Source organism: Streptomyces sp. M2CJ-2 (genome assembly GCF_016757295.1).
Taxonomy (GTDB): domain Bacteria; phylum Actinomycetota; class Actinomycetes; order Streptomycetales; family Streptomycetaceae; genus Streptomyces.
On sequence record NZ_JAESIF010000009.1, the window covers coordinates 62,222 to 81,802 of the forward strand.

A 19,581-nucleotide genomic window follows, 5' to 3' on the forward strand; every position below is an offset into this window, starting at 1 on the left:
ACACGGGACCCGGGTCGCCGCTCACGGCTCACGGCTCGACGTGCTCCGTGAACCTCCGGGCCGTCTCCGCCAGGACCTCGCGGCCGTCGCGGGCCCACAGCGCCTCGTTGAACAGCTCGACCTCGATGGGCCCGGTGTAACCGGCCGCCTCCACGTACCCCTGCCACTCGCGCATGTCGATGCTTCCGTCGCCGATCTGGCCGCGGCCGTTGAGGACGCCCTCGGGCAGCGGGGTGGTCCAGTCGGCGAGCTGGAAGGTGTGGATGCGGTCCTGGGCGCCGGCCCGGGCGATCTGCGCGGGCGCCGTGTCGTCCCACCAGACGTGATACGTGTCGACGGTGACGCCGACCTGCCGGGCCGGGAACCGTTCGGCGAGGTCGAGGGCCTGGGCGAGGGTGGAGACCACGCAGCGGTCGGAGGCGTACATGGGGTGGAGGGGCTCGATGGCCAGTCTCACCCCGTGTTCCTCGGCGTAGGGGCCGAGTTCGGCGAGGGCGTCCGCGATGCGTTCGCGGGCGGCGCGCAGATCCTTGGAACCGGCCGGGAGTCCGCCGGAGACCAGGACCAGGGTGTCGGTGCCGAGGGCGGCCGCCTCGTCCACGGCTCGGCGGTTGTCGGCGAGGGCGGCGGCCCGCTCGGCGGGGTCGAGGGCGGTGAGGAAGCCGCCCCGGCACAGGGTCGTCACCGTCAGGACCGCGTCCCGGACCAGTTTCGCCGCCGCGTCGAGCCCGTACGCCTGGACCGGCTCGCGCCACAGGCCCACGCCCGGCACGCCCAGGTCACGGCAGGCGTCGACGAGTTCCGGCAGGGGCAGCTGCTTGACCGTCATCTGGTTGATGCTGAAGCGCGCGAGATCGTTGACGGACTCGGTCACGGCGTCACTCCGTACAGGTGCAGCAGGGTCCTCATGCGGTCCTCGGCGAGCTTGGGGTCGGGGAACAGGCCGAGGCCGTCGGCGAGTTCGTAGGCACGGGCGAAGTGCGGCAGGGAGCGGGCCGACTGCAGGCCGCCGACCATGGTGAAGTGGCTCTGGTGACCGGCCAGCCAGGCCAGGAAGACCACACCCGTCTTGTAGAAGCGGGTGGGTGACTGGAAGAGGTGCCGACTCAGCTCCACCGTCGGGTCGAGCAGGGCGCGGAAGCCCGCCGTGTCCCCGGTGTCCAGGACGCGCACGGCCTGGGCCGCCAGCGGGCCCAGCGGGTCGAAGATGCCGAGCAGGGCGTGGCTGAAGCCCTGGTCGTCACCGGCGATCAGCTCGGGGTAGTGGAAGTCGTCGCCGGTGTAGCAGCGCACCCCCTGCGGCAGGCGGCGGCGCAGGGCGACCTCGCGCCGGGCGTCCAGCAGCGAGACCTTGATGCCGTCGACCTTGTCGGGGTGCGCGGCGATGACCTCCAGGAAGGTGTCGGTGGCCGCGTCAAGGTCGGACGAGCCCCAGTAGCCCTCCAGCGCCGGGTCGAACATGGGGCCGAGCCAGTGCAGGATCACCGGTTCGGTGGCCTGGCGCAGCAGGTGGCCGTACACCTCCAGGTAGTCCTCGGGGCCGCGGGCGGCGGCGGCCAGCGCGCGGGACGCCATCAGGATGGCCTGCGCCCCGGACTCCTCGACGAGCGCGAGCTGTTCCTCGTAGGCCGCCCGCACCTCGGCGAGCGTGCCGGAGGTGATCTGGTCGGTGCCGACGCCGCAGGCGATCCGGCCGCCGACGGCCTTCGCCTCGGCGGCGGAGCGGCGGATCAGTTCGGCCGCGCCCGCCCAGTCCAGGCCCATGCCGCGCTGGGCGGTGTCCATCGCCTCGGCGACGCCGAGCCCGTGCGACCACAGGTGGCGGCGGAAGGCGAGGGTGGCGTCCCAGTCGACGGCGACGGGCGAGTCGGGGGTGGTGTCGGCGTACGGGTCGGCTACGACGTGCGCCGCGGAGAAGACCCCGCGGGAGGTGAAGGGTGCTCCGGGGGTGAGGGCGAGCGGCTCGGTGCGGGGTTCGTACGTCCGCAACGACCCGTCCGGCGCGGGGAGTCGGATGCTCACAGCGAGATCTCCGGTACGTCGAGGCGGCGGCCCTCGGCCGAGGACTTCAGGCCCAGTTCGGCGAGCTGGACGCCGCGGGCGCCGGCCAGCAGGTCCCAGTGGTAGGGGGCGTCGGCGTAGACGTGCTTGAGGAACAGCTCCCACTGGGCCTTGAAGCCGTTGTCGAACTCGCCGTTGTCCGGGACCTCCTGCCACTGGTCGCGGAAGGTCTCGGTGGCGGGGACGTCCGGGTTCCACACGGGCTTCGGGGTGGCGGAGCGGTGCTGGACGCGGCAGCCCCGCAGCCCGGCCACCGCGGAGCCCTCGGTGCCGTCGACCTGGAACTCGACGAGTTCGTCGCGGTGGACACGGACCGCCCAGGAGGAGTTGATCTGGGCGATCACGCCGCCGTCGAGCTCGAAGACGCCGTAGGCGGCGTCGTCGGCGGTGGCGTCGTAGGGCTTGCCGTTCTCGTCCCAGCGCTGCGGGACGTGGGTGGCGGTGAGGGCCTGGACGGACTTCACCCGGCCGAACAGCTCGTGCAGGACGTACTCCCAGTGCGGGAACATGTCGACGACGATGCCGCCGCCGTCCTCGGCGCGGTAGTTCCAGGAGGGGCGCTGCGCGTCCTGCCAGTCACCCTCGAAGACCCAGTAGCCGAACTCGCCGCGCACGGACAGGATGCGGCCGAAGAAGCCGCCGTCGATGAGGCGCTTCAGCTTGAGCAGGCCGGGGAGGAAGAGCTTGTCCTGGACGACGCCGTGCTTGACGCCGGCCGCGTTCGCCAGCCGGGCCAGCTCCAGGGCGCCGTCGAGGCCGGTGGCGGTCGGCTTCTCGGTGTAGAGGTGCTTGCCGGCCGCGATCGCCTTCCTGAGGGCCTCCTCGCGGGCGGAGGTGACCTGGGCGTCGAAGTAGACGTCGACGCTCTCGTCGGCGAGCACGGCGTCCAGGTCGGTGGAGACGTGCTCCAGGCCGTGCCGCTCGGCCAGCGCCTTCAGCGCGTGCTCGCGGCGGCCGACCAGGATCGGCTCCGGCCACAGCACGGTGCCGTCACCGAGGTCGAGGCCGCCCTGCTCGCGCAGGGCCAGGATGGAGCGGACGAGGTGCTGCCGGTAGCCCATCCGCCCCGTCACACCGTTCATGGCGATACACACCGTCTTGCGTGTCACGTCGTTCCCTTCGTACGCGGTCCCCGCGCGCCGCGCACACCCCACCCGTCGCGTGCCGGCCGCCGCCGGCCGGCAGGGGCCGGCGGTGGGTGACCGGTGACTGGTGAACGCCACAGCAAGCGCTTTCTATCCAGCTAGAAGCTAGCCTCTGAACGGCGGTCCGGACAAGAGCACGGCGAATCCGACTTGTTCGAGGGGGCGAACAACGGAGCGTGGGGCCATAGGGTCTGCTCGACGGGCGCCCCGGGAACCACGGCGAGGGGGCCCGGCGTGGACGACGACGAGACGACCTGCGCGACCGGAGGACGAGACATGACGGTGACCCTGGCGGACGTGGCGGCCCGCGCGCAGGTCTCCCCCGCGACGGTGTCGCGCGTGCTGAACGGGAACTATCCCGTCGCCGCCTCCACCCGCGAGCGGGTGCTGAGGGCCGTGGACGACCTGGACTACGTGCTCAACGGCCCCGCGAGCTCCCTGGCCGCCGCCACCTCCGACCTGGTGGGCATCCTGGTGAACGACATCGCCGACCCGTTCTTCGGGATCATGGCGAGCGCGATCCAGTCCGAGATCGGGGGTCCGGGCGGGCGTGCGGGCGGGGAGAGACTCGCGGTCGTGTGCAACACGGGCGGCACCCCGGAGCGCGAGCTGACGTACCTGACGCTGCTGCAGCGGCAGCGGGCCGCGGCGGTGGTGCTGACCGGCGGCGCCAGCGAGGACGCCCCGCACCGGGCGGCCATGGACGCAAAGCTGCGCAAGCTGGCGGACGCCGGGACCCGGGTGGTGCTGTGCGGCCGGCCGCCGGCGCCGGACACCGGGGCGATCGCGCTGACCTTCGACAACCGCGGCGGCGGCCGGGAGCTCACCGAGCACCTGATCGGGCTCGGCCACCGCCGTCTCGGCTACATCGCCGGCCCGCGGGAGCGCACCACCACGCGCCACCGTCTCGAGGGACACCGGGCCGCGCTCGCCGCGCACGGCATCGAGGAGGACCCCCGCTGGACCGTCCACGGCCGCTACGACCGCCGGTCCGGCTACGAGGCCGCCCTCGAACTCCTGCGCAGGGACCCCGGGTTGACCGCCGTGGTCGCCGCGAACGACTCCGTCGCGCTGGGCGCGTGCGCGGCGCTGCGGGACTCCGGCCGGAAGATCCCCGACGACGTCTCGGTCGCCGGTTTCGACGACCTGCCGTTCAGCATCGACGCGGTACCGGCCCTGACGACGGTACGGCTGCCGCTCGCCGAGGCGGGGGCACGGGCCGGCCGGATCGCGATGGGCCGCGAGGAACCGCCGCCCGGGGACATCGCCTCCATCCGGGGCGAGCTGATGGTACGGGGGTCCTCCGGGACGCCCAGGGGGTGAGCGGGGCGCAGGGCCACCCGGCCCGCTCGGCACAAGAGACCGGTCACCGCGGCGCCGGGGGTGCGGGCCGCGCGGGGCCCGTCGTGTGTGCGAGACACGTGGGGCGCGGGACGCCCACCACACGGGCCACGTCGGCCGCATCGGGGCGCGTCGGCCGTGCGTGCCGTGCCGGGCGAGGTGGCGAGGTGGCGGAAAATCCGGTGGGAGCGATGAGTTCCACCGGTGGTGTCGGTCTGCACTTCCGTCATCGCCCGAGCGAGCGAAGCGCGCAGGACGCGCAGAAGGAGTGGCGGCAGCCATGCGTATCGTGATCACCGAGTTCATCAGCCTCGACGGTGTCGTGCAGGCCCCCGGCGGCCCCGAGGAGGACACCGACGGCGGCTTCCGGCACGGCGGATGGTCGCACGCGTACTTCGACCCGGAAGTCCTCGGCGGCGCCTTCGACGCCTCGCTGGAGAAGGCCGACGCGCTGCTGTACGGGCGCCGCACCTGGCAGACGATGGCCGCGGCGTGGCCCCAGCAGGCCGGGGACCCCTTCGCCGACCGGATCAACAGCCTGCCGAAGTACGTCGTCTCCGACACCCTGACCGAGTCCGACCTGACCTGGAACAACAGCCGGCTCGTCCCCGGCGGGGAGGCCGTCGCCCGCATCCGGGAGCTGCGCGCCACCGAGGGCGGCGACCTCGCGATGATGGGCAGCCCCACTCTCGTCCGCACCCTGCTGGGTGAGGACCTGGTGGACGAGCTGCAGCTCGTCGTCATGCCGGTGATCCTGGGCGGCGGCAAGTCGATCTTCCCCGTCGACGGCGTGCAGCGCCCGTTCGAGCTGGTCCGGGCGACCACCGCGAAATCGGGCGCCCAGGTGTGCGTCTACCGCAGGGCCGACGGGGCCTGACACGGGCCCGCGCGGGGATCGGGGAGACGAGGGGGAGTCGCCGGCGGGTGTCGCGGGTAGGTCCGTGGACATGAAGCTGGCGTTCTCCACCCTCGGTGTCCCCGGCCTGCCCGTGACCGACGTGCTCCGCCTCGCGACCACGCACGGCTACCACGGCGTCGAACTGCGCGCACACCCCGAGGAACCGGTCAACCCGGACCTCACCCCCGACGAACGGGTCGAGGTCGCCGCCCGGTTCAAGGCGGCCGGTGTCGAGGTCCTGAGCGTCGCGGGATACGCCGGAGTCGCCGCGCCGGGCGAGGACGGCCCCGTCGTCGACGAGATCCGCGCCCTCCTCGACCTCGCCCGCGACCTCGGCGCCCCCTACATCCGGGTCTTCCCCGGCGGCGCCCCCGAGCAGACCCCCGAGGAGGCCGACGCGACGGCCGCCCGGCGCCTGGGCACGGCCGCCCGGTACGCCGGTGACGTCGGCGTCCGCATCCTGCTGGAGACCCACGACTCCCACCGCACCGGCGCCGACGCGATAAGGATCCTCGGCCTCGTGGGCCACCGTCAGGTGGGCGCCCTCTGGGACGTGATGCACACCTGGCTGGGCGGCGAACAGCCCGTGGAGAGCTTCGCGGCCCTCTCCCCCCACCTCGGCTACGTCCAGGTCAAGGACATCGCCTCCGCCGACGACACGACGCCGCTCCCCCTCGGCGAGGGCATCCTGCCGCTGGCCGACTGCGTGGAGGTCCTCTCCCGCCACGGCTGGGACGGCTGGCTCTGCTGGGAGTACGAGAAGCGCTGGTACGAGGAGGCCGCCGACCTCCCCGGCCTGCTCGGCCCCGGCCACGCCCACCTCTCCCGCCTCCTCAACGAATCGGCGTGACCGACTCCCGGCCGGCGGGGTCCTCCCGCCGGCCGTCCGGCGCCCCCGCGCCCCGCTCCGGCCATGTGACCGACGCGAGCGCCACGCCCCCCACCAGCAGCGCCGCCGCGCACCACCGCAGCGGTGTCACCGGCTCGCCGAGGAACAGGGCCGCCGACGACATCCCGAAGACCGGCACCAGCAGGGAGAACGGCGCCACCGTCGACGCGGGGTGACGGCGCAGCAGCCACCCCCAGGCCCCGAAGCCGAACACGGTGGCGACCCAGGCCACGAACAGCAGCGCGCCCGCCCCCCGCCAGTCCAGTGAGCCCAGCGCCGCCAGGTCCCGCGAGGGACCCTCCAGGAGCAGCGACAACGCCAGCAGCGGCAGCACCGGCACCGTGCTCACCCAGACCATGAAGTTCAGGGCGTCGTCGGGCGCGGCCCTGCGGGTCAGCACGTTCGAGACGCCCCAGCAGGCGGCCGCCGCGACGACCAGGGCGAACGCGCCCAGGGGTCCCGAGGCGCCCTCGTCGACGGCGGCGACGCCGATCCCGGCCAGTGCCACCGCCATGCCCACGAGCCGGACACCCGCGGGCCGTTCGCCGAGGACCAGGAAGGCGATGACGGCGGTGAACACCGCCTGGATCTGCAGGACCAGGGAGGACAGCCCGGCCGGCATGCCCGCGTCCATGCCGACGAACAGCAGTCCGAACTTGGCCACCCCGAGGGCGAGCCCCACCCCCACGATCCACTTCCACGCCACCTGGGGGCGCCCGACGAAGAACACGGCCGGCAGTGCCGCCGCGAGGAAGCGCAGGGCGGAGAACAGCAGCGGCGGGAAGTGGTCGAGGCCGATCTCGATGACGACGAAGTTCACGCCCCAGACGGCGGTGACGAGAACGGCGAGCAGGACGTGGGAAGGTCGCATACGCCGAGGATCACCGCCGGAACCCTTCAGCACCAGCGACGATTCCTGCATGGTGGGATGAAGCACCGCTTACCGATCGCACCGCCCACCGATCGCACCGCCCACCGATCGCATCGCTCACCGAACAGGGAGCCGTCATGCTCGACCTCCAGCGCCTGCGCGCCCTGCACGCCGTCTCCGTCCACGGCACCGTCGGAGCCGCCGCCGTGGCGCTCGGGTACACCTCCTCGGCCGTCTCCCAGCAGATCGCCAAGCTGGAGCGGGAGACCAGGACGGTGCTGCTGGAGCGGGAGGGCCGGGGCGTGCGGCTGACCGACGCGGCCCATCAGCTCGTCGCCACCGCACAGGAGTTGCTGGCGATCGTGGAGCGGGCGGAGACCGAGCTGGAGGAACGGCGCGGGGTGCCGTCCGGGCGGCTGACCGTCGCGGCCTTCCCATCGGCTGCGCGCGGACTGATGCCGTCCGTGCTGGCCGATCTGGCCGTGCGTCATCCCGCGCTCGACGCCCGGCTGACCGAGGTCGACCCGCACCTGTCCGTGGACCTGGTGGCCAAGGGGGCGGTCGATCTCGTCGTCGCGCACGACTGGGACATCGCGCCGCTGCCCGCCCCGGCGGGCGTGGAGCAGGCGGTCGTCGGGGACGACCTGTGCGACCTGCTGGTGCCGAGCGGGCACCCGTTCGCGGGGCGCGGCGCGGTACGGCGGGAGGAGCTGGGCGGCGAGCGGTGGATCTGCCAGCCGCCGGGGCGGGTCTGCCACGAGTGGCTGGTGCGCACCCTCCGGGCCGCCGGGCACGAGCCGGAGATCGTGCACCGGGCGGACGAGAACCCGACCCTGGTCGCCCTGGTCGCGGCCGGGCTCGGGATCGCGCTGATCCCCCGGCTCGGGCGCGGTCCGCTGCCCGACGGGGTGGTGGAGGTGCCGCTCGACCCGATGCCGGTACGGCACGTGTACGCGCTGTGGCGCACCGGCGCGGCCCGCCGCCCGGCGATCGCGGAGACCGTCCGCGCCCTGCGCGCCCACTGGCCCGGCGCCGCGGCCCACCGGCCCCCCGCACCCCCTCCGTCCCCTCCGTCCCCGGCGGCCGCTCGCACACCGTCCTCCCCGATCTGAGATTCCCGCCCGCACCCCGGAACCCCCGCCCGCTCCGCCCCGTCCAATGCTCGGACTGCCGGACGAGTCTCCGTGGTGCGGTGTCGGCCCTCGCTGCTGGCTGCGATCGCTGACCTACCCTCTCCGCCGCGCCGTGGCCGGCAGCACCGCCGCCATCGGCGCGCACCCCCTCCCGGCGCGCCGGTGGCGGCCCCTCCCGCGCATCGTCCGCTCACCCGTGCCGCGCACTCCCTTGACTGGCAGAAACTTCCCGGATATTGGTGGCGTCCTGGAAGTTTCCTTCAGCGGATTCCGCCGCGTACCACCTCCCAAAGGAGCGCACGTGCCCGACAGCAGCACGGGAAACACGGGAAACACGGGAAGCACTGCAAGCACGGCAGGCACGGGAAGCACGGGAAGCACGGCAGGCACCGCACGTCCGTCCAGACGTACGGTGCTCGCCGCGACCGCGGGCGTCACCACCGCCCTCGCGGCCGGTGGCACCGCGCACGCGGCCGGCGCGTCCGCAGCCTCTCCTGGATCCCCCGCCTCCCCCGACGACAGAAAGCTCCGCGCCCTCATCTCCCGGATGACCCTGGAGGAGAAGGTCGGCCAGCTGTTCGTGATGCGCGTCTACGGCCACTCCGCCACCGACCCCGACCAGGCGGACATCGACGCCAACCTCAAGGAGATCGGCGTGCGCACGGCCGCCGAACTGCTCGAGAAGTACCGGGTCGGCGGCATCATCTACTTCGCCTGGGCGCACAACACCCGCGATCCGCACCAGATCGCCGGACTCTCCAACGGCATCCAGAAGGCCTCCCTCGGCCTGCCGCGCGGGCTGCCGGTGCTCATCTCCACCGACCAGGAACACGGCATCGTCGCCCGCGTCGGCGAGCCGGCGACCCTGTTCCCCGGGGCGATGGCGATCGGCGCGGGCGGTTCCCGCTCCGACGCTCGCACCCTGGGCCGGATCGCCGGGCGGGAACTGCGCGCCCTGGGCATCCGTCAGGACTACGCCCCGGTGGCCGACGTGAACGTCAATCCGGCCAACCCGGTCATCGGCGTACGGTCCTTCGGCTCCGAGCCGGACGCGGTGGCGGCGATGGTCGCGGCCGAGGTCTCCGGGTTCCAGCGGTCGGGGGTCGCGGCGACCGCCAAGCACTTCCCCGGGCACGGCGACACCGCCGTCGACAGCCACACCGGCTTCCCGGTGATCACCCACAGCCGTGAGCAGTGGGAGCGGTTGGACGCGCCGCCGTTCCGGGCGGCGATCGCCGCGGGCATCGACTCGATCATGACGGCCCATCTGATGGTCCCGGCGCTCGACGGCTCCGAGGACCCGGCCACCCTCTCCCACCCGATCCTCACCGGCATCCTGCGTGAGGAACTGGGCTACGACGGGGTCGTGGTCACCGACTCCCTCGGCATGGAGGGCGTACGGACCAAGTACGGCGACGACCGGGTGCCGGTGCTGGCGCTGAAGGCGGGCGTGGACCAGCTGCTCAACCCGCCGTCCCTGGACGTGGCGTGGAACGCCGTCCTGAAGGCCGTCCAGAACGGCGAGCTCACCGAGGAGCGGCTCGACGAATCGATCCTGCGGGTGCTGCGGCTGAAGGCGAAGCTGGGCCTGTTCAAGGACCCGTACGTGTCGCTGGGCGGCGTCGACCGCACCGTCGGCACCCGGGCGCACCTGGCCGCGGCCGACCGGATCGCCGAACGGACCACCACCCTGCTGGTCAACGAGGGGCGCCTGCTGCCGCTGTCCCGGCGCAGCCGGCCCAAGCTGCTGGTGGTCGGCGCCGACCCGGCCTCCCCGTCCGGTACGACGGGACCGCCGACCGGGGTGCTCGCCCAGGCGCTGACCGAGCTGGGCTTCACGGCCACCGCCCTGTCCACCGGGACGGCACCGTCCGCGGCGACGATCGCCAAGGCCGTGGCCGCCGCGCGGGACGCGGACGCCGTGGTGGTCGGGACGTACAACGTCTCGGCGACCAGCAGCCAGCGGACCCTGGTCGAGCAGCTCCTGGCGACCGGCCGGCCGGTGGTCGCGGTGGCGATCCGCAACCCGTACGACGTGGCCCACCTGCCCGCCGTGCCGGCGTTTTTGGCGACGTACTCCTGGACCGACGTCGAACTGCGGGCGGCGGCCCGGGTGATCGCGGGCAAGGTGGAGCCGCGCGGGAAGCTGCCGGTGCCGGTGCAGCGCGCGGACGACCCGGCGACGGTGCTGTACCCCGTCGGGCACGGGCTGACGTACTGACCGGCCGGCCCGTACGGAGCGGCTGACCGGTACGGGCCCGGCCGCCCCGTACGGACGCGGACGGGCGCATGGACGTAGCACCCGTACGCCACACACCCGACACACCGTCACCGACATGCGCAAACTATCCCGTATGTCTGGCGTGACCCGCCCCGGCGGGTCACGCTGGACGGGGTTTTTCGGGGGATGGTGACGCGCATGAGGAGTTCCCTGGGAGCGGTGTGCGTGCTCGCCGCCCTTGTCACGGCGCTGTCGACCGGATGTCAGAGCGCGCTCGGCGGCACCGGGCAGGACGGCCGCCCGGGCGAGCGGCGGACGGCGGCGGAATCGCCCGCGCCGACCCGGACCTCCGGGTACGGGGCGGTGTTCCTCGACGTCGACGAGTGCAGTTCGTTCGGCCGGACCAGTTTCACCGAGGTGTCCTGCGACGGTGAACGGGCGGCGGCCCGGGTCGTCGCCCGCCACGACGGGACCGTGCGCGACGGGCCGCGCTGCCCGGCCACCACGGACTTCGTGCTGCACATCAGCGAGCAGCACCCCTCCTTCGACGAGGACGGTGACGGGGCGGTGCCGCGCGGCTACGCCTGCATGCGCAACCTCCAGCCGCCGCACCCGGGCGATCCCGGCGGCGGGGGCGGCCCGCGCACCATCGTCGGCGACTGCGTCTACGGCCTGCCCGACGGAAAGGTCCGCGAGACGGCCTGCGACGGCGAGGGGAAGCACGAGCCGGAGTACAAGGTGACCGAGGCCGTGGACGCCAAGTCACGGTGCCCGGCGTCCACGGCCCTCTTCGTCCGGCTCGGCGGCGCCACACCGGTGGGCTGCGCCCGCCCGGTGTGAGCCGCACGGGCGCGTCCCTACGGGGCCCTTACGGAGCCCTTAGGGGGTCCCTACGGGCGCAGGGCCGGCTCCCGCTCGATGTCCCGCCGGTCCAGCTTGGCGTCGAACGCCGCCAGCGGCTTCGCCTCGGCCGGGTTCTCGCGGACCGCGGCCGGCGCGACGCCCGCCCAGTCGAGGATGCGGGCCGTCGCCAGCGCCTTGTCCTCGCCGGCCAGACCGGCCACGTTGGCGCCGTGGTTCATGCCGGGGGCGGTCAGCACGTAGGAGTCGCGCGCGCCGTGCCCGAGCCGGAACGGCTCGGCGCCCCACGGGTCGTTCTCGCCGTAGACGAACAGCATGTGCCGGGCGTTGTGCCGCACCCAGGTGTCGATGTCCCGCATGGCCCGGGGCTCGAACTTCATCGGGATCGAGCGGGGGACGAAATTGCGGGGCGGCTGGTAGCCGTGACGGACGTACTTCTTCTCGATGTGCGGGAAGCGGATGGTCGGCGCGCCGAGCTGCGTACCGGCCTGGTAGTAGTACGGCGTGTACGGGCTGAGGCCCTGGTCGGTGTAGAACGAGAAGCCGGAGATCGTGTCGATCGAGGTCCAGATCTCGTCGTCGGTGGCGTTCTTCGCGTCCGCCGGGATCTGCTCGCAGTCCGCCACCGTGCCGTACTGCCAGAAGCCCCAGACGTAGTCGAGGACGACCGCCTCGTAGGCGCGGTCCAGGCTGCCGACGGTGTCGAAGGTGTAGCCGTTCTCGGCGGCGAGGGCCGCGTACTTCTTCACCAGCGGCGCCCGGCGCACCAGCGCCTCGCGCTGCACCGCGTTCAGCCGGTCGCGGCACTCCTTGGTGCCGACCTTCGCGAAGAAGCGGTCGTAGGCGGAATCCTCCCTGTTCACCACGTCGTTGGGGGCGACGTAGGCGACGACACCGTCCATGTCGCGCGGGTGGAAACGCTCGTAGTAGGTGGCGGTCATGCCGCCCTTGGAACCGCCGGTGGAGATCCACTTCTTGGAGTAGATCCCCTTCAGCGCCGTGAAGACGCGGTGCTGGTCACTGGCGGCCTGCCAGATGTCCAGCTTGGACCAGTCGGCCGGCTCGGGACGGGACGGGGTGAAGAAGCGGTACTCCAGGGAGACCTGGTTGCCGTCCACGATCTGGGTGGGCTCGCTGCGGCGGGGCGTCGTCGAGACGTTGTAGCCGCCGGTGAAGAAGACGGTCGGCCGTGCGACGTCCTTGTGCAGCACGGTGATCCGCTGCTGGAACGTGCCCTTGGCGGGCCTGCGGTGGTCGACCGGCTGGGTGTAGGTGAGGACGAAGAAGCGGTACCCGGTGTACGGCTTCTCCTCGACCAGGCTCATGCCCGGTACGGAGAGCAGTCTCTCCTTGATGTCAGTGGTGCCGGTGGCCTCCGGCTCGGCGGCGGTGGCCGCCCCGGCCGTACTCAGTGTGCCTATGAGCACCGTGAGCGCCAGCAGCCATCTGAGCGCCTTGCGCATGCGCACTCCCCTGTGAGACAGATGTGCGCCGGAAGCTATCGGACCAACTCCCCCCAGCGACAGGGGACATGGGGATATCCCTCGGTCAGGCGTGTCCCTGGGTCAGGTGTGTCCCCGGGTCAGGTGTGTCCCCGGCTCAGCACAGGATCCAGCCGGAGCTGACCGAGTCGCCGCCCACCCGTCCCTTCACCCAGACGCAGCGGCGGCCGGCGTGCACGGTGACCGGGCCGGCGTAGCGCGTGTAGCGGCCCTCGTCGACGACCGGCCGGCCGCCGCGCGCCCGGATGCTGACCGACATCGTCCGCCGGGTGCCGGGCTTCTCGGCGAGGGTGACGGCGCAGAGGTAGCCGCCGCGCTTGTGGACGACCACGGTGCCGGTGGAGAACGGCAGGGTGCGCACCTTGCGCCCCGCGCAGTGCCCCGCGGCCTGCGCGTCGCCCGGTGCGGCGACGACGAGCAGCCCCGACGCGGTCAGCACCGCCAGACCCAGTGCGAGCCACCGCCGTATCGCTCCACTGCCCACTGCCGTTCCTCCCCCGAACCGCGCCGTGCCAAAGGCGCCTCACCGCACCCGCCGTATCCGCCGCGCACAACGGCGTATGCGGATACGGACGCCTGGCGTACGGCGGATGGTTGCGTGGTCAGCGTCCGGCGCCGACCGGCTCCTCCGGTTCGGCCTGCCCGATGAAGGTCCGCCACAGCTCGGCGTACCGCCCGTCGCGGGCCAGCAGCTCCTCGTGGGTGCCGTCCTCCGCGATCCGGCCGTGGTCCATGACGACGACCCGGTCGGCGCGGGCGGCGGTGGTCAGCCGGTGCGCGACGACCAACGTGGTACGCCGCCCCGCCAGCCGGTCCGTCGCCTGGTTGACCTGCGCCTCGGTGGCCAGGTCGAGCGCGGCGGTGGCCTCGTCGAGCAGCAGGACGTCCGGGTCGACCAGTTCGGCGCGGGCCAGGGCGATCAGCTGGCGCTGTCCGGCGGAGAGGTTCCGGCCGCGTTCGGCGACCTCGTGCAGATAGCCGCCCTCCAGGGTGGCGATCATCTCGTGCGCCCCGACCGCGCGGGCCGCCGCCTCCACCTCGGCGTCGGTGGCGTCCGGGCGGCCGTAGGCGATGGCGTCGCGGACGGTGCCCGGGAAGAGGTAGGCCTCCTGCGGGACCACGCCGAGCCGGTGCCGGTACGCGGTGAGGTCGAGGTCCCTGAGGTCGGTGCCGTCGACGGTGACCCTGCCCCCGGTGGGGTCGTAGAACCGGGCCACCAGCTTGACCAGGGTGGACTTCCCGGCGCCGGTCTCGCCGACGAACGCGACGGTCTGCCCGGCGGGGATGCGCAGGTCGATGCCGCTGAGCGCCTCCTCCTCGTCCCCGTAGGCGAAGCGCACGTCCTCGAAGGCGATCTGCCCGCGCAGGGAGGGCACGTCGAGGGGTTTCTCGGCGTCCTCGGTGGACGTCGGCTCCCGGAGCAGTTCCTGGATGCGGCCCAGGGAGACGGTCGCCTGCTGGTAGCCGTCGAAGACCTGGGAGAGCTGCTGCACCGGGGCGAAGAACAGGTCGATGTAGAGCAGGTACGCCACCAGCGTGCCGATCGCCAGCGTCCCGTCGTCGACCCTGGCCCCACCCACGATCAGCACCGCCGCCGCGGCCGACGACGCCAGGAACTGCACGAACGGGAAGTACACCGAGATCAGCCACTGGCCCCGGACCCGGGCGGCGCGGTAGTCGGCGCTGCGCTCGGCGAACCGCCGGTTGCCGTGCCGCTCGCGCCCGAAGGCCTGCACGATCCGCAGCCCGGACACCGACTCCTGGAGGTCGGCGTTGACCGTCGACACCCGCTCCCGGGCCAGTTCGTACGCCTTCACGCTGGCCCGGCGGAAGTAGAACGTGGCGACGATCAGCGGGGGCAGGGTGACGAAGACGACCAGGGCGAGCTGGACGTCGATCACCAGCAGGACGCCCATGATGCCGAAGAAGGTGACCACCGAGACGAACGCGGTGACCAGACCCGTCTGCAGGAACGTCGACAGGGCGTCGATGTCGGTGGTCATCCGGGTCATGATCCGGCCGGTCAGCTCGCGCTCGTAGTAGTCGAGGCCGAGCCGCTGGAGCTGGGCGAAGATCTTCAGCCGCAGTGAGTACAGCACGCGTTCGCCGGTGCGTCCGGTCATCCGGATCTCGCCGATCTGCGCGGCCCACTGGGCGACCACGGCGAGCAGGCCGAGCAGGGCGGCCGCCCAGACCGCGCCGAGGGCGGCCTGGGTGACGCCGTCGTCGATGCCGTGCCGGATCAGCACCGGCAGCAGCAGGCCCATGCCCGCGTCCACGGCGACCAGCGCGAGGCTGATCAGCAGGGGCAGGCCGAAGCCGCGCAGCAGGCGGCGCAGGCCGTAGGACTCCTCCGGCTGGACGGCCCGGCTCTCGTCGACGTCGGGGACGTCGTCGGCCGGGGGCAGGGCCGCGACCTGGGCGAGCAGTTCGGGGGTGGCCGGGCTGTCGGCCAGGGCGGTGTCCTTGGGCTCGCGGTCGCCGGTCCACAGGTGGGGGGTGACCCCGCGTTCGGCGTCGAACTCGGCGTCCAGCTCCGCGCGGACCGAGCTGTCCTCCGGATGGGCCTCCCGGGACGCGGCGGGTGGGGTGTGGCCCGGGGAGACGCCGCCCAGCTCGTCGGGGTCGGTGAGCAGCCGGCGGTAGCGGGCGGAGCGCCGCTGGAGCTCGTCGTGGGTGCCGATGTCGGCGAGCCGGCCGCCCTCGAGGACGGCGATGCGGTCGGCGAGGTTGAGGGTGGAGCGGCGGTGGGCGATCAGCAGGGTGGTGCGGCCGCGCATGACCTGTGCCAGCGCCTCGTGGATCTCGTGCTCGACGCGGGCGTCCACGGCGGAGGTGGCGTCGTCGAGGACCAGCAGGCGCGGGTCGGCGAGGATCGCGCGGGCGAGCGCGACGCGCTGGCGCTGGCCGCCGGAGAGGGTCAGGCCGTGCTCGCCGACCGTGGTGTCGTAGCCGTCGGGCAGTTCCGTGATGAACCGGTCGGCCTGGGCCGCGCGGGCGGCGGTCACGATCTGCTCCTCGGTCGCGTCCGGGCGGCCGTAGGCGATGTTGGCGCGGACGGTGTCGGAGAAGAGGAAGGAGTCCTCCGGGACCAGTCCGATGGCGGCCCGCAGCGACTCGGTGGTCAGCTCCCGCACGTCGTGCCCGCCGACGAGCACGGCGCCGCCGGTGACGTCGTAGAACCGCGGCAGGAGCAGGGAGACGGTGGACTTGCCGGAGCCGGAGGCGCCGACGACGGCGAGGGTCTCGCCGGGGCGGATCTCGAAGGAGAGACCGCTGAGGACGGGGTGCCCGGGCTCGTAGCCGAAGGAGACGTCGTCGAACTCGACGGTCGCGGGGGCGTCGGCGGGCAGCTCCTTGGTGCCGTCCGTCAGGGACGGCTCGGTGTCGATCAGCTCCAGGACGCGCTCGGTGCCGGCGCGGGCCTGCTGGCCGACGGTGAGGACCACGGCGAGCATCCTGACCGGGCCGACGAGCTGGGCGAGGTAGGTGGAGAACGCGACGAACGTGCCCAGGGTGATGCTGCCGCGCACGGCCAGCCAGCCGCCGAGCGCGAGCATCGCCACCTGGCCGAGGGCGGGGACGGCCTGGAGGGCCGGGGTGTATCGGGAGTTCAGGCGGATGGTGCGCAGCCGCCCGGCGAACAGCCGCCGGCCGACCTCGCGCAGCTTCTCCGTCTCCTGCTCCTCCTGCCCGAAGCCCTTCACCACGCGGACGCCGCCGACGGCGCCGTCGACCACGCCGGCGACGGCCGCGGCCTGGGCCTGGGCGTACCAGGTGGAGGGGTGCAGCCGGGTGCGGCTGCGTTTGGCGATCCACCACAGGGCGGGCGCGACGGCGAGGGCGACGGCCGTGAGCGGCAGCGACAGCGCCGCCATGATCCCGAGGGAGATCAGGAACAGCAGGATGTTGCCGATGGTCATCGGCAGCATGAAGAGCAGGCCCTGGATCAGCTGGAGGTCGCTGGTCGCCCGCCCGACGACCTGCCCGGTGGACAGCTCGTCCTGGCGGCGGCCGTCGAGCCGGGTGATCGACCGGTACATCTCGGTGCGCAGGTCGTGCTGCACGTCGAGGGCGAGCCGGCCGCCGTAGTAGCGGCGGATGTAGGTGAGGACGTAGACGAGGAGCGCGGCGCCGATCAGGGCGCCCGCCCAGGGGGCCATGGCGCGGCTGTGGTCGCCGATCACGTCGTCGATGATCACCTTGGTGATCAGCGGGACCAGCGCCATCACGGCCATGCCGCCGAGGGAGGCCCCCAGAGCCAGGACGACGTCCTTGGGATAGCGCCAGGCGTATCCGGTCAGTCGCCGTGCCCATCCCTGTTGCGGTGTCACGCGGGTGCCCTCCGGTCCGGTCCTACGATCCGATCGTCCTGATCTTCCGCAAGGCTCCAACGCCCACAGAGCCGGATTTCATCCCTCCGCAACATTCGGGGCGGAGTGGCCGGTGCCGGACGGGGGCGTTCCTCCCGAAGGACGTCACGCAATCGACACGTCATGTACATTCCCGTGATCTCATGTCCATGTCACGATGCGGAGACCCTCATCAACCCGCGTAGATCGGACACCCCCATGCCCGTGACCCCCGTACGCCGCCGTTGGAAGACGCTCGCCCTGGCCACCTCGGCCGTCCTGGTCGGCCTCACCGTCCCCGCGCTGACCGCGCCCACCGCCGGCGCCGCGACCACCGCGGCCACTACGACCACCGCGTACGACGACACGTACTACGCGGGCGCGATGGGCAAGTCCGGCACGGCCCTGAAGAGCTCCCTGCACACGATCATCAGGAACCAGACGAAGTTGTCCTACTCGGCGGTCTGGGAAGCCCTGAAGGCCACCGACCAGGACCCGAACAACAGCAACAACGTGATCCTGCTGTACTCGGGCATCTCCCGCAGCAAGTCCCTCAACGGCGGGAACGTGGGCAACTGGAACCGCGAGCACGTGTGGGCCAAGTCCCACGGCGACTTCGGCACCTCCACGGGCCCCGGCACCGACATCCACCACCTGCGCCCGGAGGACGTCCAGGTCAACTCCATCCGCGGCAACAAGGACTTCGACAACGGCGGCAGCTCGTTCACCAACAGCGGCGGCAGCCTGACCGACTCCAACTCCTTCGAGCCCCGCGACGCCGTCAAGGGCGACGTGGCGCGCATGATCCTCTACATGGCCGTCCGCTACGAGGGCACCGACGGCTGGCCCGACCTGGAGCCCAACGACGCGGTCACCAACGGCAGCGCCCCGTACCACGGCCGCCTCTCGGTCCTGAAGCAGTGGCACGAGCAGGACCCGCCGAGCGCCTCCGAGCAGCGCCGCAACGACGTCATCTACACCTCCTACCAGCACAACCGCAACCCGTTCATCGACCACCCGGAGTGGGTCGAGTCGATCTGGTAGACCCCCGTTCCCCGTGGTGCCCGGCGACACCGCCCCGGGCACCACGGGCGCGCGCCGTCCCCGTCGACCCGGTCGTCCTCACCGTTCGGCCGTGCCACCGCGGGTGCCCCGGCTCTCGGCGATCCGACGGACGTCCGTCAGCGCCTCGTGCACGCACCCGAGCAGGTACCGGAGCTGGTCGGCGGTCGCACGCCGGTCGGCCGGCAGGTCGGCGGCGTGCTCCAGGAGGTCACCGGCCATCTCGAGCTGCACGCGCTCGATGCCATCGGCCACGCGGGACGGCGGACCGGCCCCGTCGGTGACGAGACAGCAGGGCTTGCCCTCCGCCCCCGCCCAGGGCAGCAGGCGCATGTCGCCGTCCTCACCCCGGAGGGCGCAGGAGTCGGCGTACCCACGGCCGGCGATGCGGCGACGGCAGCGGGCGTCTCCCGGACGACCGGGCAGGCGATCCGCCGGTGCCGCCCCCGGCCGGCGGTGGTCTTCTCCGTGGTGGGGTGGAAGTCGTTCATCGCCACCCTCCAGCAGTGACCTACCCTCGCGAAAACCGTGAGCACATCCGCCCCCACTGTCCAGATGTCACTCATTTGAGCGCCTAAGAGACACTTCCCCGCCAACTGCTCACGGTTTTCGGCAAGGTAGCGGCCATGGGCCCACCCTTCAGGCACGACCCCGACCTCCACGGCACGGGGCAGGTGATCAGTACCGTACGCACTCTCCTTCGCGCCGAAGGCCTGAACGTGCCGCTGTCCGCCATCGCCCGGAACTGTGGCACGACCCGCAACTTCCTCTACCAGAACTGGAAAACCGTCACCGCGCTGCATCTGCACGCACTGCGGGCCGAGCTTGCGGACGCCTTCGTCACGGCGGACCGCGCCTGCCCGAGCGACGGCACCGTCCCGGGCATCACCAAGCACCTGACGGAGGTGGTCCGCACCATCCGCCGTCACCCGACCACGGCTGCCGTCGCCCGCTCCTCCCCCAAGGAGTTCGCGGCGGCGCACACGGCGCTCGACGGCCCGCTGGTGGGGATCGCGACGGACCGCATCAGCGATCTGCTCCACCCCCTCTGCCCGCACGGCGGAATCTGGGGAGACCGCGCGCTGGCCTCCAGACCCTGGAAGATCCTCTGGATCGCCCGCCCCGCCGCCCTCTGCCCCGAAGCCGCCGGCGACCGACTCCGCGAGAACACCCTGGACAACGCTTTCACCGACCTGCTCAGTGACCTGCTGGCCCCCTGGGCCTCCGCGTAGGAACCCTGCAGGC

Annotated in this window: 16 protein-coding genes; 8 read left to right on the forward strand and 8 right to left on the reverse strand. The window is 72.6% G+C overall.

Annotated elements, in window-relative coordinates; genetic code table 11:
• Positions 1-28: 28 nt before the first annotated feature.
• From JL475_RS10555 to JL475_RS10565, 3 genes are read right to left on the reverse strand one after another with little or no spacing between them, the layout of a single operon-like run.
• A complete protein-coding gene (locus JL475_RS10555; protein WP_202277359.1) occupies positions 29-829 on the reverse strand; it encodes a sugar phosphate isomerase/epimerase in 801 nt (266 codons plus the stop codon).
• A 41-nt stretch (positions 830-870) separates the two neighbouring features.
• Complete coding sequence (locus JL475_RS10560; RefSeq protein ID WP_202277275.1) at positions 871-2,022, reverse strand: dihydrodipicolinate synthase family protein; 1,152 nt, start codon at positions 2,020-2,022, stop codon at positions 871-873.
• A complete protein-coding gene (locus JL475_RS10565) occupies positions 2,019-3,170 on the reverse strand; it encodes a Gfo/Idh/MocA family protein (RefSeq protein WP_202277276.1) in 1,152 nt (383 codons plus the stop codon). The genes JL475_RS10560 and JL475_RS10565 overlap by 4 nt, the downstream gene beginning before the upstream one ends.
• Positions 3,171-3,482: 312 nt before the next feature.
• Here JL475_RS10565 and JL475_RS10570 point away from each other — a divergent pair, with 312 nt between their 5' ends.
• From JL475_RS10570 to JL475_RS10580, 3 genes are all read left to right on the forward strand, one after another.
• Positions 3,483-4,529: a LacI family DNA-binding transcriptional regulator gene (locus JL475_RS10570; protein WP_202277277.1), complete on the forward strand. Its 1,047-nt coding sequence runs from the start codon at positions 3,483-3,485 to the stop codon at positions 4,527-4,529.
• A 298-nt stretch (positions 4,530-4,827) separates the two neighbouring features.
• A complete protein-coding gene (locus tag JL475_RS10575; RefSeq protein WP_202277278.1) occupies positions 4,828-5,424 on the forward strand; it encodes a dihydrofolate reductase family protein in 597 nt (198 codons plus the stop codon).
• Positions 5,425-5,494: 70 nt separating this feature from the next.
• Complete coding sequence (locus JL475_RS10580) at positions 5,495-6,295, forward strand: sugar phosphate isomerase/epimerase (protein WP_202277279.1); 801 nt, start codon at positions 5,495-5,497, stop codon at positions 6,293-6,295.
• Here the strand turns inward: JL475_RS10580 and JL475_RS10585 are convergent.
• Positions 6,279-7,205 (reverse strand): EamA family transporter, encoded by a 927-nt coding sequence (locus JL475_RS10585; RefSeq protein WP_202277280.1) that lies wholly within the window; start codon positions 7,203-7,205, stop codon positions 6,279-6,281. The two genes, JL475_RS10580 and JL475_RS10585, sit on opposite strands and share 17 nt — an antisense overlap.
• Positions 7,206-7,342: 137 nt before the next feature.
• On the opposite strand from JL475_RS10585, the gene JL475_RS10590 reads away from it, so the two are divergent.
• The 3 genes from JL475_RS10590 (at position 7,343) to JL475_RS10600 (ending at position 11,399) form a co-directional block, all read left to right on the forward strand.
• Positions 7,343-8,317 carry a LysR family transcriptional regulator gene (locus tag JL475_RS10590; RefSeq protein WP_202277281.1) on the forward strand — a complete coding sequence of 325 codons (975 nt, stop codon included), beginning with the start codon at positions 7,343-7,345 and terminating at the stop codon, positions 8,315-8,317.
• 433 nt (positions 8,318-8,750) lie between these two features.
• Positions 8,751-10,559, forward strand: a complete 1,809-nt coding sequence (locus JL475_RS10595) for a glycoside hydrolase family 3 protein (RefSeq protein ID WP_307825013.1) — start codon at positions 8,751-8,753, stop codon at positions 10,557-10,559.
• Between the two features lie 198 nt (positions 10,560-10,757).
• Complete coding sequence (locus JL475_RS10600) at positions 10,758-11,399, forward strand: hypothetical protein (RefSeq protein WP_202277283.1); 642 nt, start codon at positions 10,758-10,760, stop codon at positions 11,397-11,399.
• Between the two features lie 50 nt (positions 11,400-11,449).
• On the opposite strand, the gene JL475_RS10605 is transcribed toward JL475_RS10600, so the two are convergent.
• The 3 genes from JL475_RS10605 to JL475_RS10615 form a co-directional block, all read right to left on the reverse strand.
• Positions 11,450-12,883 carry a S28 family serine protease gene (locus tag JL475_RS10605; RefSeq protein WP_202277284.1) on the reverse strand — a complete coding sequence of 478 codons (1,434 nt, stop codon included), beginning with the start codon at positions 12,881-12,883 and terminating at the stop codon, positions 11,450-11,452.
• A 136-nt stretch (positions 12,884-13,019) separates the two neighbouring features.
• Positions 13,020-13,406 carry a hypothetical protein gene (locus JL475_RS10610; protein WP_202277285.1) on the reverse strand — a complete coding sequence of 129 codons (387 nt, stop codon included), beginning with the start codon at positions 13,404-13,406 and terminating at the stop codon, positions 13,020-13,022.
• A 118-nt stretch (positions 13,407-13,524) separates the two neighbouring features.
• Entirely contained in the window at positions 13,525-17,256 is a 3,732-nt protein-coding gene (locus JL475_RS10615) for an ABC transporter ATP-binding protein (protein WP_202277286.1), read from the reverse strand.
• 237 nt (positions 17,257-17,493) lie between these two features.
• Here JL475_RS10615 and JL475_RS10620 point away from each other — a divergent pair, with 237 nt between their 5' ends.
• Positions 17,494-18,318 carry an endonuclease I family protein gene (locus tag JL475_RS10620; protein WP_202277287.1) on the forward strand — a complete coding sequence of 275 codons (825 nt, stop codon included), beginning with the start codon at positions 17,494-17,496 and terminating at the stop codon, positions 18,316-18,318.
• 78 nt (positions 18,319-18,396) lie between these two features.
• Here the strand turns inward: JL475_RS10620 and JL475_RS10625 are convergent, their stop codons facing one another.
• Entirely contained in the window at positions 18,397-18,669 is a 273-nt protein-coding gene (locus JL475_RS10625) for a hypothetical protein (protein WP_202277288.1), read from the reverse strand.
• Positions 18,670-18,962: 293 nt separating this feature from the next.
• On the opposite strand from JL475_RS10625, the gene JL475_RS10630 reads away from it, so the two are divergent.
• The gene (locus tag JL475_RS10630; protein ID WP_202277289.1) at positions 18,963-19,568 is read left to right on the forward strand and encodes a hypothetical protein; all 606 of its coding nucleotides are present in this window, start codon (positions 18,963-18,965) and stop codon (positions 19,566-19,568) included.
• The last annotated feature ends 13 nt before the right edge of the window (positions 19,569-19,581 follow it).